At 67.8% G+C, this 14397-nt stretch carries 13 protein-coding genes; 5 read left to right on the forward strand and 8 right to left on the reverse strand.

Annotation, left to right across the window (positions count from 1 at the left end; genetic code table 11):
* Nucleotides 1-481: 481 nt before the first annotated feature.
* A complete protein-coding gene (locus ORI27_RS10925; protein ID WP_265996844.1) occupies nt 482-1588 on the reverse strand; it encodes an Rv2629 family ribosome hibernation factor in 1107 nt (368 codons plus the stop codon).
* Nucleotides 1589-1873: 285 nt separating this feature from the next.
* On the opposite strand from ORI27_RS10925, the gene ORI27_RS10930 reads away from it, so the two are divergent.
* The 3 genes from ORI27_RS10930 to ORI27_RS10940 all read left to right on the forward strand — a co-directional run bounded on the left by ORI27_RS10930 (nt 1874) and on the right by ORI27_RS10940 (nt 5802).
* A complete protein-coding gene (locus tag ORI27_RS10930; RefSeq protein WP_265996918.1) occupies nt 1874-3754 on the forward strand; it encodes an MFS transporter in 1881 nt (626 codons plus the stop codon).
* A 242-nt stretch (nt 3755-3996) separates the two neighbouring features.
* Nucleotides 3997-4776, forward strand: a complete 780-nt coding sequence (locus ORI27_RS10935) for a PASTA domain-containing protein (RefSeq protein WP_265996845.1) — start codon at nt 3997-3999, stop codon at nt 4774-4776.
* A gap of 195 nt (nt 4777-4971) precedes the next feature.
* Complete coding sequence (locus ORI27_RS10940) at nt 4972-5802, forward strand: SDR family oxidoreductase (protein WP_407666278.1); 831 nt, start codon at nt 4972-4974, stop codon at nt 5800-5802.
* 17 nt (nt 5803-5819) lie between these two features.
* On the opposite strand, the gene ORI27_RS10945 is transcribed toward ORI27_RS10940, so the two are convergent.
* The 6 genes from ORI27_RS10945 to ORI27_RS10970 are packed head-to-tail and all read right to left on the reverse strand — an operon-like array spanning nt 5820 to nt 11330.
* Nucleotides 5820-6386: a hypothetical protein gene (locus ORI27_RS10945; RefSeq protein WP_265996847.1), complete on the reverse strand. Its 567-nt coding sequence runs from the start codon at nt 6384-6386 to the stop codon at nt 5820-5822.
* A 38-nt stretch (nt 6387-6424) separates the two neighbouring features.
* On the reverse strand, nt 6425-7366 hold the full coding sequence (locus ORI27_RS10950; RefSeq protein WP_265996848.1) for an alpha/beta hydrolase: 942 nt from the start codon (nt 7364-7366) through the stop codon (nt 6425-6427).
* Between the two features lie 5 nt (nt 7367-7371).
* Entirely contained in the window at nt 7372-8853 is a 1482-nt protein-coding gene (locus ORI27_RS10955) for a flavin-containing monooxygenase (RefSeq protein WP_407666279.1), read from the reverse strand.
* Nucleotides 8835-9560, reverse strand: a complete 726-nt coding sequence (locus ORI27_RS10960) for an SDR family NAD(P)-dependent oxidoreductase (RefSeq protein ID WP_265996850.1) — start codon at nt 9558-9560, stop codon at nt 8835-8837. Before ORI27_RS10960 ends, ORI27_RS10955 begins: the two co-directional genes overlap by 19 nt.
* Nucleotides 9561-9606: 46 nt before the next feature.
* On the reverse strand, nt 9607-10362 hold the full coding sequence (locus tag ORI27_RS10965) for an HpcH/HpaI aldolase family protein (RefSeq protein WP_265996851.1): 756 nt from the start codon (nt 10360-10362) through the stop codon (nt 9607-9609).
* Nucleotides 10359-11330 carry a zinc-binding dehydrogenase gene (locus ORI27_RS10970; RefSeq protein WP_265996852.1) on the reverse strand — a complete coding sequence of 324 codons (972 nt, stop codon included), beginning with the start codon at nt 11328-11330 and terminating at the stop codon, nt 10359-10361. The genes ORI27_RS10965 and ORI27_RS10970 overlap by 4 nt, the downstream gene beginning before the upstream one ends.
* 119 nt (nt 11331-11449) lie before the next feature.
* Between ORI27_RS10970 and ORI27_RS10975 the strand changes: the two genes are divergently transcribed.
* Both ORI27_RS10975 and ORI27_RS10980 read left to right on the forward strand, forming a co-directional pair.
* A complete protein-coding gene (locus tag ORI27_RS10975; protein WP_265996853.1) occupies nt 11450-12301 on the forward strand; it encodes an SMP-30/gluconolactonase/LRE family protein in 852 nt (283 codons plus the stop codon).
* A complete protein-coding gene (locus tag ORI27_RS10980; RefSeq protein WP_265996854.1) occupies nt 12298-13116 on the forward strand; it encodes a thioesterase family protein in 819 nt (272 codons plus the stop codon). The genes ORI27_RS10975 and ORI27_RS10980 overlap by 4 nt, the downstream gene beginning before the upstream one ends.
* Here the strand turns inward: ORI27_RS10980 and ORI27_RS10985 are convergent.
* Nucleotides 13113-14390 (reverse strand): MFS transporter, encoded by a 1278-nt coding sequence (locus tag ORI27_RS10985; RefSeq protein WP_265996855.1) that lies wholly within the window; start codon nt 14388-14390, stop codon nt 13113-13115. The genes ORI27_RS10980 and ORI27_RS10985 overlap by 4 nt on opposite strands.
* Nucleotides 14391-14397 lie beyond the last annotated feature (7 nt).

The following is a 14397-nucleotide window of genomic DNA, read 5'->3' on the forward strand; positions in this document are numbered from 1 at the left end:
GTAACCGGTCGCCGAGGACCCGCCACCGAACCCGTCGCGCGCCCCGACTTCCCTGTGGATGCGGAGCCCGTCGTCCCACCGGTGTTGGCTCCCGAAGTTGACGATGATCCGTCGCGGCCGCCCGATGCCGCACCTCCGGTGCCGTCGGCATGGGCTACCGCGGGCCCGTTGGCCAGAGCCAGCCCCAAGCCCAAGGCGACGGCACCGGTACCCAACCAGCTGTAGGGTTCGCGTCCCGACTGCTTGGCTCGATGGCGACCGGCTTTCCTGTGCGACGGGACGTGAACACGCCGACCGGACCGGTGCTTGGCAGCCACGTACCCCCCTGAGCGCTGCAAGACTGCTTCGAGAATTCCGAAAGAATGCTGTGTGAGTTATAGCACTTGACCTAGTCAAAGGCACAGTGAACTCACCAAAAGTCCGTGCAAGGCGTTTTCGGCAAACAGTGGTTCTGGTCGGTCAGCGCACCCGACGACGCAAGCTAGCCCGCCGAACTGTTCTCCGCGTACCGCAGCACCGCGCCGAACCCGTCGGCCAGGGTCAGCCGCTCGTCGGTGCGCACCAGCGCCGCGTCGGTGGCCACCGCCAGCAGCGGTAGCGCTTCGTCGGCACGCAGCGTGCGCTGCGGTGCGCCGCCGAGACTGGACACGGTGTCGGCGTCGGGTGCGATCGTGGCCAGGTCGGTGTCGGCGACCACGGTGGCCTCCCCGACATCGCCGATGATGAGGGTGTCCACCGCGCCGTCGCGCAACGCGGCGGTCACATCGGCCAGCCCCTCGACGGCCAACCCGGTGCCCCGGCCCGCGGCGAACCGCGCAGCGGCGTCGGCGATCGACGCCAGGCGGCGCTTGAGGAACTCCTGACCGATCTCGTGCTGCACCTCGGTCGCGTCGATGCCGGCTGCGCGCCCACCACCGGTCAGCTGGACGGCCTTCTCGGCCACCCGCTCCGGCAGCGCGGAGACCAGTTCGGCGCGGGCGTCGACCTCGCCTTCGATGAACACCAGCCCGGCTCGGCTCTCGTCGGTCAGATGGGTGATGCGGTCGGCGACTTCGCGGATGTTCTTGCGCACGGCTTCCTCGACCCGCGGCTGCGCCTTGCCGTATTCGTGGTGCTCGGCAGCCTTGGCTTTGTGGACGGGGTAGCCCTTGCCGTCGACGCTTTCGGTGTCGACGCGGCCGGAACGGTGCACGGTGATGTCGGCGCCGGTGTGATCGACCGCGACCCGCAGATAGGCGGTGTGCAGCAAGCCGTGCGTGACGATGGGCACCACGTACGGCAGTTCGGAGACCCGCACGACCGTCGTGGTCGGGGGGCGGATGAGGTGCTCGTCGAGGACGACGGTGTCGCCGGCGGCGATCACCGCCCGGCCGCTACGGCCCACCGGCGGGTGGGCTGCGCGCACCGCGGTATCGATGGCCTCGATCACCGCCGCACCCACGGCCTGCTCCTCGAGATGCTTACGGATGTCGCGCAGCCTGGCGTCGAGCTGGGCTACGGCGTCCTGGGTGTCATGGGAATCATCGAAGTAGATCGAGACGAACGGCCCCTTCGCGTCCACTAGTGGGCGAAAGCGATCCGAATGCATGGCTCCTCCTGCGCTGGAAATCGGTCTGGAAAGGGGCACCCGTGTGCCTCAAAGTACGCCCGACTCGCCACGTTCCGGCCGGGGCCCTCCACCGAGCGCCCGTTCGCCGGGCCGATAGGCTCGAACCGCGGCGCGACGGCAGCGGCGAAGCTTGAGCGGCTGCGGCGGCGTTACGCACGTGGTGTTGCTGCTCATCGATCACGCGCGCGGGCCGACAACGGTTTCGCCAGCGCACGCCGACACCGTCGCAGGTAGCCGAAACGAGGTATGGATATGACCAGGAACATGGCCGGCCCCGCGCCGGACGTGGACTTGGACCCCGACTCGCCCGGCGTCCCCGCGAATCCGTGGCATGCGCTGTGGGCGATGCTGGTCGGCTTCTTCATGATCCTGCTCGACTCGACAATCGTCGCGGTCGCCAACCCGAGCATCATGGATGCACTGGAGATCACCGACTACGACACCGTCATCTGGGTGACCAGCGCCTACCTGCTGGCCTATGCGGTGCCGTTGCTGCTGGCGGGGCGTCTCGGTGACCGCTTCGGTCCGAAGAATCTCTACATTGCCGGGCTGGCGGTCTTCACCGCGTCCTCGCTGTGGTGCGGCATGGCCGGCTCGATCGACATGCTGATCGCCGCGCGCGTCGCACAGGGACTCGGCGCCGCCCTGCTGACTCCGCAGACCCTGTCGATGATCACCCGGATCTTCCCGCCCGAGCGCCGGGGTGTGGCGATGAGCCTGTGGGGCGCGACAGCGGGGGTCGCCACCCTGGTCGGCCCGCTCGCTGGGGGGGTGCTCGTCGGCCGCCTGGGCTGGGAGTGGATCTTCTTCGTCAACGTGCCGGTCGGCGTCATCGGCCTGGCATTGGCGGTCTGGCTGATCCCGACGCTGCCCATCCGGCGTCACCGGTTCGACGTGGTGGGTGTGCTGCTCTCCGGTATCGGCATGTTCCTGGTGGTCTTCGGGCTGCAGGAAGGCCAGAGCCAGCACTGGGCGGCCTGGATCTGGGCGGTCATCGTCGCCGGAATCGGGTTCGTCACCGCGTTCGTGTACTGGCAGTCGCTCAACCGGCACGAGCCGCTGATTCCGCTGCAGATCTTCGCCGACCGGGACTTCAGCCTGTCCAACCTCGGCGTCGCGGTGATCGGTTTCGTGGTCACCGCGATGATGCTGCCGGTGATGTTCTACGCCCAGGTGGTTTGTGGGCTGTCGCCGACGCGCTCGGCGCTGCTGATCGCCCCGATGGCGGTGGCCAGCGGTGTGCTGGCCCCGTTCGTGGGACATCTGACGGATCGGGCGCATCCCCGCCCGATCCTGGGGTTCGGCTTCTCGGTGGTGGCGATCGCCCTGACCTGGTTGTCGATCGACATGACACCCACGACGCCGATCTGGCGGTTGGTGGTGCCGCTGACGGCGATGGGAATCGGCATGGCGTTCATCTGGGCGCCGCTGGCTGCCACCGCCACCCGCAACCTGCCGCCACACCTGGCGGGCGCCGGTTCCGGGGTCTACAACGCGACCCGCCAGGTGGGTTCGGTGCTCGGCAGCGCCGGGATGGCCGCATTCATGGCGTCTCGGATCAGCGACGAGATGCCCGCCGCACCGTCCGCCGACCTGGGGGTGTTGCGGCTCCCGTCGTACCTGCACGAGCCGTTCGCCGCCGCCCTGGCCCAGTCGATGCTGTTGCCGGCGTTCGTCGCGCTGTTCGGGATTGTCGCGGCGCTGTTCGTGCTCGGCGGACTGGGCGTCCGTTTCGTACGCCAGGGTGGGGACGCCGATGACGACATCACCGATCCGATTCCGGTCTACGACGACGGCTATGACGACGACGACTACGTCGAGTACCTCGTGGAGCGGACCTACCTGCCCGCATTCGTGTCCGAGCCCGTCGATGACGAGACCGAAGTGATCGTGTGGCAGCGTCCGGCGGACGAGCCCGAGCCACAGGGCGACCTTCCCGCTGGGCCGATTGGATTCGCGCACAACGGCTTCCATATCGACGGCCAATCAAACTACCGGTCCCTGGAGAGCGTTGCGCCGCCCGAGTCGGCATGGCTGTCACAGCATCGCCTCACCGAGCAGAGCGAGGCGCGGCGTGGTCGCCACTACCGCGCCGACCGCGACGACGTCGAGACCTACGGTCGCCATTCCCGTCCGGGTGACTGATGAGCCCCGGTCGTTCTCGCGTCCACAGCACCGATTGGACGCTGGTCTGTCCCCAGATTTGGGATCGGTAGCGCCAAGAACTGTCTTCAATGCTGTCGTGACCGCTGCATCCAGCAGTGACCTAGTGCAACGGATGCGACATGAGAACGATCAAGCCGGTCTTGACTGTGGCGGTGGTGGGTTCCCAGCAGCTCTTGCGAGGTCGCCATCCGGTCCCCGAGCGACTGAAGGCTCTATCTGCCATGACTTCGAGGATTATCGCTGCGTGCGCGACGACAGTGCTGGCGCTGGCGGGAGGCCTGGCCGCGCCCAGCGCGGCCCAGCCGGTTCCGGGCACTCTTGACCAACTGTGCGGCACACTCGCCTGGCCGCGGCCGCTGCCGGACGTGGCCGGCCAGTTCTTGAGCCAGACGATCAGGCTTGGGGCGCTGGGTTGTTGGACCAACGTGCGAGGTATCGCCCCGGACGGGCATGACCCGGTCCACAGTCCTGTCGGCACCGACCGCACGGACTTCCGCGTCTCCGCTGTGTCGCCCAGCCCGGGCACTCCGGTGGGGCGCAACGAGACGGTGACTCTGCAGCTGACCCCCGCCGACCCGGCGGCGCCCGCGGTCTTCCACCCCTGTGACTGGGTATCCGCCGATGAAGCGGGCGCGCTGCTCGGCGCACCGGTCCAGACCCGACCACTTGGCGACCAAGCCGGCTCGGTCGACATCTCCTGCAGTTACAGCAGCGGCGTCAGCGACACCGCCATGCAGGCCGGTCTGCGCCTGCCTCAATCCTTCCCGGTAACCGCCGCAGCACAGTTCGGGCTGGCGACCAGCGCGAAAAACGGCACACCGCTCGACGGTGTCGGCGTCCAGGCGCAGTGCGTTTTGGAGCCGTCGACAACTCCGCCGTCCACCACCGTGGTGGTCCTCCTCGATGGGAACCGGCTGTACCGCGCGACCAGCTGGTATGGCACCTCGTGTGAGAAACTCAAGCAATTCGCGCAGATCGCCATTGGTCGTATCGGCGTGTGACCGATATCGAGGCCGCCATCTTCGTCTTCGACCAGGACCAGTTGTTCGGCCTCGATGAGGGGCCTTCAAGCGAGGGTGCCGTGTGCCGAGCTGGCCTCGGTTCTGATCCGGCCGACGCAGACCCCCGCGACCGTTCTTCCCCTCAGAGGACTATGCTCGCTGAAAAAGAGAATGCAATTTTCAGTGAGGAGAATGATGGCCGAGAAGCACTCGCTCACCGATCGCACCCTGGTCGTATCGGGGGGTAGCCGGGGCATCGGTCTGGCCATCGCGCTCGGCGCGGCTCGGCATGGCGCGAATGTCGTGCTGCTGGCCAAGACCGCCGAGCCGCACCCGAAGCTGCCCGGCACCGTGTACACCGCCGCCGCGGAGATCGAGGCGGCCGGCGGCAAGGCCATCGCCGTGGTCGGCGACGTGCGCAGCGAGGACGACGTGGCCCGCGCCGTCGACGCCGCGGTGCAGCAGTTCGGCGGCGTCGACATCTGCGTCAACAACGCCAGCGCCATCGCCACCGATCCGACCGAGACGCTGTCGGCCAAGAAATTCGACCTCATGCAGCAGATCAACATTCGCGGCACGTTTCTGTTGACCAAGGCCTGCTTGCCACATCTGCGCAAGTCGCCGAACGGTCACGTCCTCACCATCGCGCCGCCGCTGAACCTCAATCCGCACTGGCTTGGCGCGCACCCGTCCTACACCCTGTCCAAGTACGGGATGACCCTGTTGTCGATGGGGTGGGCGGCTGAATACGCCGACACCGGAATCGGTTTCACCTGCCTGTGGCCCGAGACCTACATCGCGACCTCGGCGGTGGCAAACTCCGCCGACTTCGAGGACGCCCTGGCCGCCTCGCGCAGCCCCGAGATCATGGCCGACGCGGCTGTCGAGATCTTCACCTCGGCCGGCTCGCAGGTCAACGGGGACTGCTCGATCGACTCCGACGTGCTGCGGGCAGCGGGTATCGACGACCTGACCCGCTACGGCGGCGGGGACAACCCGATCATCGACATCTTCGTCGACCGGTAATCGGGGAGGGAGAACTCTCAGCCGACCGGCAGCAGGTCCGGGTACTCAGTCGCGATGTGCTGGCCGTAGCTGTGGAACACCTCGAAGGCGGTGACGGCCGGGTCCAGCCCAGCGGCAAACCTGGCCTGCGCTTTGAATACCCGTGCGGCCGCGCTCAATTCGTGGCGGACCTCGTCACCGGGGCGGCCCAGGGTGGGAACCCATACCTCACCCCACATGGTGACTTCGGTGCGCGCCGAGCGCACCGAGGCGGCCAGTGCGTCGCGCACCCGATCGTCGGCGCTGCACGCCGCGCCGGCGACCGCCAGCGCGGCCGGTGCCTGCACGTTTCGGTCAAACACCGCTGCCAGGCTGACCGCCTGCACCCCGAGGATCTGCAGTGCGGCGCCGTCGCCGGGCTCGGTGACAGCGACCCGGACGTCCCAGCCGGCCATGACCCGGTCGAACAGCCAGCCGCCCGCCGAGCCCACGACGTCGGCGGCATGGGTGCCGACGACGTCGAGTTGATAGCGGGCGAGCCTGGTCGTGCGCTGCCGTGACCGTGCGACCTCGCGCTGCCGGTCTCGTTCGTCGATGTCGAACACGCCACCCAGCGTGACACTTCTAGGCCAATCTGTAAAGGTCATGATCGGTCGAAGAAACGCCTGAGTGCCTGCGCCTGCATTGCCAGCAGCGCCTGACTGACCTCCCAGTCGGGACACAGCGAGTCGAATCCGTGACAGGTCCCGCCGAAGATGTGCATATCAGTGCGCACGCCGGCCCGCATGAGCTGCCGGGCGTACTCCAGCGCCTCGTCACGCAGTGGATCCAGTTCCGAACACGTGATGAAGGTGCTTGCGGCACCGATTATTTGGCGGTTGCGCCCCGGCACCGACGCGGGGCTCGGCTCCGCCTCGCCGAGGTAGTGCCGCCACATCAGTGCGGCGGCGACACCGTCGAAACCCGGCGTCGATCCGAACTCCGCCTTCGACGCGGTGGGACGGTCGTCGAGTACCGGCTGATGCAGTACCAAGCCGACGACCGGTGGCACGGTCTCGGCCGCCGCGCGCTGGGCCAGCCCGGCCGCCAGTGCCCCTCCGGCACTGTTGCCGGCCAGCACCAGCCGGTCGCGATCGAGTCCCAAATCCGAGGCCGCTCGCGCGGCCCACACCAGCACCGTCGACGCATCATCGAGAGCCGCGGGGTAGGGATGCTCGGGGGCCAAGCGGTAGTCTACGGATATCACCGTGCAAGCACCTTGGCGGGCGAGTTCGACGCACTGCCGGTGGTCGGTGTCCAGATTTCCCAGGACGAATGCACCGGCGTGGCAATAGATCACCGCCGGTGACGGCGGAGGTGCGCCGCGGTACACGCGTACCCGGACCGCCGGTCGCTGAGCGCCGGGCACCGTTATGTCGGAGATCTCGACGCCGGAGGAATCGATTTGCCCGATTGCGTCGCGCCGTCGCTGATTCAGCGAATCCCGCACGGCGGCAAGTCCGCTGGTGGACAGGTCACTGCGCGCCGCGGCGAACGCACGTAGCGCGGGGTCGAGGCGACCGAGGATGTCGGGGTCGGGCTCCATGGCCGCTACGGGCCCGGCGGCGGAGTGAACGTGTAGTCGCGTGCGCGGAACCGGCGCGTCATCGACCAGAATGCGCGAGCACTGCGCGGCCACTGCGTGACCACCCGGCCGTTTGGTGCCCGGAAGTAGTTGCTGCACCGAGTCGTCCAGACGGTGCCCGCCATCCACCGGTCGACCTTGGCCAAGAAATCAGCCATCGCCGAAGAGCGCACCGCGACGTACCGTCCACCTGTTCGGCGCAAGTGTTCGAGCGCCCGCACGATGTAGTGCGCTTGGGCTTCGAGGACGAAGATCACGCTGTTGGAGCCGACATTGGTATTGGGTCCGTAGAGCATGAAGAAGTTCGGGAAATCCGGAACCGTCATACCCAGATAGGCGAAGGCGCCGTCGCGCCAGGTGTCGTGCAGCGAGCGTCCGCGTTCGCCGATGACCTCGATCTGACCCAGGTAGTCGGTGGCGGCATAGCCGGTGGCGCACAGCACCACGTCCACATCCAGTTCGGAACCGTCCTCGGTGACCAATGACCGCGCCCGAAGCGAGCGGGCCGGGCTGGACACCACCTCGACGTGCGACTGGGTCAACGTCGACAGGTAGTCGGCGGCGAAGACCAGCCGTTTACAGCCCAGTGGGTGATCGGGAGTCAGCTTGGCCCTCAACTCGGGGTCGGCGACGGTGGACTCCAGGAATCGCAACGAGATGTCTTTGAACTCTTGGGTTTTGTCGCTGCCGTTCTCGATCACCGAGATATTTCGTTCGCTGCGCAGCCACAGGCGGGTTCGGTAGAACTTCTTGGCGAACGGGATGTGCTTGAAGATCCAGCGTTCCCGGTCGGTGTACGGGCGGTCGGGCTTAGGCAGCACCCATGTGGGTGAGCGCTGTACCGAATACACCTTGGCGGCCACCTTGGCGACCTCTGGCAGCAGCTGTGATGCGGTCGAGCCGGTGCCCAGCACGGCGACCCGCGTCCCGGTGAGGTCCACGGAATGGTCCCACTGAGCGGTGTGCATCAGGGTCCCGGTGAACGGTTCCTGCTCGGTCAGGTCGGGTAGCAGCGGCCTGGTGAACATCCCTACGGCGGAGACCACGATGTCGAAGGTGTGGCGCTGTCCGGTCGAGTCGGTCAACGTCCAGGTATTGGCACCGGGATTCCACTGGGCCGTCGTGATTTCGGTATTCAAGCGCAGGTGCGGCCGCAGACCGTGGCGGTCGGTGGACCGTTCGAAGTACTCGAGCAGTTCGGGCTGGTCCGGCCACATCCGGCTCCACTCCGCGTTCAGGTCGAACGAATACGAGTACAGGTGCGACTTCACATCACAGGCCAGTCCCGGATAGGTGTTGATCCGCCAGGTTCCGCCGACCCCGTCCTCCCGGTCGAAAATCGTGAAGTCCCGGAAGCCGGCCTTTTCCAGGAAGATACCCAGGGCCAGCCCGCCCGGCCCGGCGCCGATGATGCCGACCGACACCCGCGTCATCCGATCCGCAGGCATTGTCCACCGTCGATGATGAGCTCTGCTCCGGTGATGAACGACGCGTGCTCGGACACCAGGAAAGCCACCGCATCCGCGACCTCCATCGGCTGACCGAGCCGCCCGCCGTACGAGCGCTCGATCAACCGCTGCCGGGCCGTATCGTCGAGCATGGGTGTGTCGATCGGCCCGGGGAACACCGCATTGACCCGGATGCCGTCACCGGCCAGTTCCGCCGCGGCGATCTGGGTCAGGCCGCGTAGCGCCCATTTTGAGGAACCGTAGGCCGCATGGAATGGAAAGGGCCGGATCGCGCCGGTGCTGCAGGTGTTGACGATCGCTGCGCCCTCGGCGCGGCGCAGGTGCTCCAGCGCGGCTCTGATTCCCAAGAATGGACCTAGAGTATTGAAGCGCCAACTACTTTCGAAGCCCTGTGCGGTCTCCTCGGAAAGCGAGGCCCGGTGCAGAACACCGGCGTTGTTCACCAGCGCGCTCAGCCCGCCGAAGCCCTCGACCACCGCGCTCACCGCGTCCGACCACTGCTGCTCGGAGGTGACATCCAGCTCGACGGCAACCACACCTGGGTCATCGAGTGCTTCGACCGCGGTGCGCAGCTCGTCGATGCGCTTGTCGGCGGCGGCGACCTGGAAGCCGTCGGCGCGCAGCCGCTTGACGAGTGCCGCGCCTTGACCTCGTGCCGCGCCGGTGATCAGCGCGACTCTCGACATGCGCCGCTCCTCCTCATCGCTTCGCTCTGCATCGTCGCCGGCGGGGTCATGCGCGGCCCTCGGCTTCGGCGAGGTGGGCGGTCGCACCGCGCCGCAGTGCCCCCGACTCCGGGGCGAGGGTGATCATCTGAAAGCCCAAGGCGGCCAATTCCTTTCCTGTCACACCATCTCCGGCATGGATGCCCGACACAACGCCGGCCGCCGTGGCGGCCTGTTGCACGCGCACCATCGCGTCGAGAACCTTCGGGTTGCCGGTCGCCTTGACCACGCCCACGCCCAGCGAGATCGCCAGATCCGCCGGGCCGACGTAGACGCCGGCCAGGCCCGGCGCCGCGCAGATATCTGCGACCGCGTCCAGCCCGGCCATTGTTTCGATCATCGCGAACACGCTGACCCGGGACGCCAACGCCACGGGGTCGTGGCCCAGGCTGGCTTGCAGCGGGCCGAAACTGCGGATTCCCTCCGGCGCGAACCGGGTCGCCGCCACGGCGTCGGCGGCCTGCTCAGGGCGATCGACCATCGCGACGATGATCGCGTCGGCGCCGGCGTCGAGCACCCGGCCGATCGGAGCGGGGGCCGGCGACGGCACCCGGACGGCGGTGGCGATCGGGACATGCTCGATGCGGCGCAGGGTGACCGCGACGTCGGCGTCGTCGAGGTAGCCGTGCTGGATGTCGAATCCGACGTAGTCGTAACCGGCGCGCGCGAATTCATCGGGTCCGGCGAACGAGGGGCCGGTGATCCAGCCACCCCACACCTGTGGTTTGCCGGCCAAGGCCTGCTGCAACCTGCTGTCGCTCATGACGCCGCGATCGAGATCTTGACCCGGCCCGGCGTCGGGCGGCAGGCGAACTCAAACGCCTCCTGCACCTCGGTGATGCCAAAAGTATGGGTGACGTACATGTTCAACAGATCGGGATGCTCACGGGCGAATGCATCGGCGGCATCGAGCACCCGCCGGCGGTCCAGCGTCACACCGGATTTCAGTGTGAGGTTGTTGCGCAGCATGGTGCGCATGCTGATCGGGTAGCTGTCGTCGTCGGGTACGCCGAAGTAGAAGACCGTGCCGCCGAACCCAGTAGCCTCGACCGCATTGTTCAGGGTGGCCACCTGGTGGCCGACGGCTTCGATCACGACGTCGGGCTTGTCGTGCGGTGCGAGGTGAGCCACCCAGCGATCGCTGGTGGCTCGCACCACGGTATCCACCCCGAATTTCGCAGCGATGTCGTCACGGTAGATGGGGTCGACTCCGGTGACATGCTCGGCGCCGCACGCCTTGGCCACATACGAGAACAGCAGGCCGATCGAGCCCTGGCCGATGACGGCGACGTGCTTGCCGGCCAGCGGCGGAAGTTGTTCGAGTGCATACAGAATGCAGGCCAGCGGCTGCAACCCGACCGCATGGGCTGGGCTGAGCGCGGGATCGTAGGGGGCCAGCCCGCCGCCGTCGGAGACGACGAACTCCATCAGGCCGTCGAAGCCGGACGCCCATCCGACGACCCGGTCGCCGGGTCGGTGATCGGGATGGGCACTGGCCAGAACCTCACCGACGATCTCATGGATCGGAAAACCCGCCATCTCGGCCGCCAGTGCACCGGTATCACCGGGCAGCCGGCCCTGCACACCCTTGAAGCCCGGGATATCGCTGCCGCAGATGCCGGCGGCGAGAAATTTCAGCAGCACCTGCCCGTCGCGCAGCCGGTCGGACGCCGGTTCGGCCACCGCGATCCGTTCGAACGTATACGGCGCGACGAGCCGATAACACCACACGGGTTAGGCCTCCGATGACGCGTGGGTCGTTGACAGTGCCACATACGGAGCGTGACACTTATGCGATGTTTTGTAAAGTACGGCGGAGCGTAAAGCAGGGCTATGTGTAAGGGCACGGAATGACAGCGATCGGTTCGCCGCCGCGTACCCCGCTGGCCGACGGCTTCTGTTTCGGCGAGGGGCCGCGCTGGTTCGAAGGTCTGCTGTGGCTGTCCGACATGCTCGGCGAGGCGGTGCACACCGTCACGCTGGACGGATCGGTCACCACGCTGGCGCTTCCCGGCCACGCTCCGGCGGGTCTGGGTTTCCGGCCCGACGGCACGCTGCTGATCGTGTCGACCGAACGCCGCGTCGTTCTGCGCTACGACGGCGATGCGGTCACCGAGGTCGCCGACCTGTCCCGGATCGCGCCGGCTAGTCTCGGCGACATGGTGGTCGACGCCGACGGGCGGGCCTACATCGGGTCCCAGGCCCGCGAGGGCGGCATCATCGTTCGGCTCGACCCCGACGACTCGCTCACCGTGGTGGCCGACGATCTCGACTTCCCCAACGGCATGGTGATCACGCCCGACGGCGGCTCGCTGATCGTGGCCGAGTCGATCGGGCGCCGGCTGACGGCCTATGACATTGACGACGACGGGTTGTCCGGGCGCCGGGTCTTCGCCGACGGGCTGGACGGCCCGCCGGACGGGATCGCGCTGGACGCCGCGGGTGGGGTGTGGACGTCGATGACACTGGCCCACCAGTTCGAACGCATCGTGGGCGGTGGCGCGGTCACCGATCGGATCGACATCGGTGACCGGGCGGCCATCGCCTGCATGCTCGGCGGCCCGGACCGGCGCACCCTATTCCTGGTGTCGACGCCGGATGCCTATCCGCAGCGACTTGTCGGCACCCGCGGCTCGTGTGTCGAGACCGTCAGGGTCGATACTCCTGGCGCGGGCTTTCCGTCGACCGAAAGGCGAGCATGACCGACAGCTACTACGAACTCGTCGACCCGGATGATCCGCGGGGAGAGAAATTCCGGGCCACCGACCTGGTTCGCAGCACCTGGACGTCGCATATCCAGCACGCGGGTCCGGTGTCGGCACTGCTGGTGCGTGCCTTGGAACGGTGTGAACAACGCGACGACACCCGGCTGAGCCGGGTGGTCGTCGACCTGCTTGGTCCGGTCCCGGCAGAGGGAGATCTGTGGGTGACCGCGACGCTCGAAAGAGGTGGCAAGCAGATCGAATTGGTCTCCGCACAGATGCTTGGCCAGGGCCCTGACGGCCGGCCGCGTCCGGTTGCACGGGCCAGTGGCTGGCGGCTGCACACGCTTGACACCACCGCGTTGCTCTCAGCGCCAGTCGCGCCGCTGCCTGCTCGTGCGGACGGCTACAACCGCAACCTGGCCGACAAGTTCGAACGCAACTACGTGCACAGCCTGGAGTGGCTGTGGCTGACCAAGCCGATGGCGCCCGGTCCGGGGGAGTCGTGGCTGCGGCCGCTGGTCGATCTGGTGCAGGGTGAGGAGATGACCCCGCTGGAGCGGCTGTTCGCGGTGGCCGATGACGCCAACGGTATCGGTTCCAAGATAGACATCACCAAGTACGCGTTCCTCAATACCGATCTGGCGGTGCATGTGCACCGGGTTCCCGCCGGTGAATGGATCGGTGTCCGCGCCGAGACGATGTACGGGCCGGACGGGGTGGGGACGACGGTGGGCACGTTGTTCGACGACGACGGCGCCATCGGCGCCATTCAGCAGTCGGTGCTGGTGCGGCCGCGCCCGTCGAAGACCTAACCGGTGTCGGCCGGGTGTCGTCGACGGCCGAGCAGCAGGATCGGGACGAGGGCGGCGCCGGCGCCGGCGCCGATGACGGCGAGGGTGGGGTAGCTGGTCGCAGCGACGATCACCCCGGACAGCAGCCCACCGGCCGCCCCGGCGAGAGCGACGAAGAGGTCAACGGTCCCTTGGGTTTTCGCGCGGGTCTCCAGTGCGGTGGCATTGGCGACGGTAGTTGTACCCGAGATCAGCCCGAGACTCCAACCGAAACCGAGCAGGGCCAGCGCCGCCGCGAGCGCGACGACCGAGTCCGCTGGGGCGAGGCTGGCCAGGACGCCGGCCGCGACCAGCGCCAGCGCGGCCAGCCCAGCGGTCTTCGGGGCCCCGATGCGGTCGACGAGATACCCGGACAGCGGCGACGGCAAATACATGGCGGCCACATGGATGGAGATGACCAGGCCGGCATCGGCGAGTTCGTGGTGGTGGTGCTGCATGTACACCGGGGTCATGGTCATGATCGCGACCATCACCAGCTGGGTGATCATCATGACGGCGGCCCCGGCGAGCACGAAACGGTTCCCTATCGAGGAGGCCGCGGAGGTGGCCTCGGGCGGCGCGCCGGTCAGATCGACGTCGCCGTCCCGGTCCGGCAGGGCGGCGGCCAGCAGTAGCGGGTCGGGACGCAGCAGGATCCAGATGATGATCGCGGCGGTGCCGTAGGCGAAGGCGGCAAGCAGGAAGGGCCCGGCCAATCTCGGCACGCCGATGGTCACGGCGATATCGCCGAGAACGTCGACCAGGTTGGGTCCGACGACGGCGCCGAGCGTGGTCGCGACGAGCACCGTGCTGATGGCGCGGGCACTGTGGTCGCGGTGGGCCAGGTCCGCGCCCGCATAGCGGGCTTGCAGGTTGGTCGCGGTGCCCGCGCCGTAGACGAACAACGCGACGAACAGCAGTGCCACGTTGCCGGCGACGGCGGCGGCAATGATGCCGATGCTGCCCAGCGCACCGGTGGCGTAGCCGGCCGCCAGGCCCGTGCGGCGGCCCAACCGCTGGGAGAGCCCTCCGACGCCGGCCGCTGCGGCGGCCGAGCCGATGGTGAACAGGGCAGTGGGCAGACCGGCCAGGCCGGTGGAGCCGAGCATGTCCTGGGCCAGCAACGCTCCCACGGTGATGCCGGCGGCCAGTCCGGCGCCGCTGAAGACCTGGGCGGCGAACAGCACCCTCAGCGTGCGCTTCTGGACGGCGTCCAGGCGTCTGCCGGCCGTGGCGTCGGCGTCAGGTGTGGGCACAAGGGCT

Origin of the sequence: Mycobacterium pinniadriaticum, assembly GCF_026242045.1 — a bacterium.
In the GTDB taxonomy this organism is placed as follows: domain Bacteria; phylum Actinomycetota; class Actinomycetes; order Mycobacteriales; family Mycobacteriaceae; genus Mycobacterium; species Mycobacterium pinniadriaticum.

Coding starts and splice junctions, on each gene's coding strand:
- ORI27_RS10950 (WP_265996848.1), bottom strand. CDS start 7,366: ATGGAGCCCGACCCCGACATCCTCGGTCGCCTCGACCCCGCGCTACGT.
- ORI27_RS10930 (WP_265996918.1), top strand. CDS start 1,874: ATGGCCGGCCCCGCGCCGGACGTGGACTTGGACCCCGACTCGCCCGGC.
- ORI27_RS10940 (WP_407666278.1), top strand. CDS start 4,972: ATGGCCGAGAAGCACTCGCTCACCGATCGCACCCTGGTCGTATCGGGG.
- ORI27_RS10955 (WP_407666279.1), bottom strand. CDS start 8,853: ATGCCTGCGGATCGGATGACGCGGGTGTCGGTCGGCATCATCGGCGCC.
- ORI27_RS10975 (WP_265996853.1), top strand. CDS start 11,450: ATGACAGCGATCGGTTCGCCGCCGCGTACCCCGCTGGCCGACGGCTTC.
- ORI27_RS10935 (WP_265996845.1), top strand. CDS start 3,997: ATGACTTCGAGGATTATCGCTGCGTGCGCGACGACAGTGCTGGCGCTG.
- ORI27_RS10960 (WP_265996850.1), bottom strand. CDS start 9,560: ATGTCGAGAGTCGCGCTGATCACCGGCGCGGCACGAGGTCAAGGCGCG.
- ORI27_RS10925 (WP_265996844.1), bottom strand. CDS start 1,588: ATGCATTCGGATCGCTTTCGCCCACTAGTGGACGCGAAGGGGCCGTTC.
- ORI27_RS10980 (WP_265996854.1), top strand. CDS start 12,298: ATGACCGACAGCTACTACGAACTCGTCGACCCGGATGATCCGCGGGGA.
- ORI27_RS10965 (WP_265996851.1), bottom strand. CDS start 10,362: ATGAGCGACAGCAGGTTGCAGCAGGCCTTGGCCGGCAAACCACAGGTG.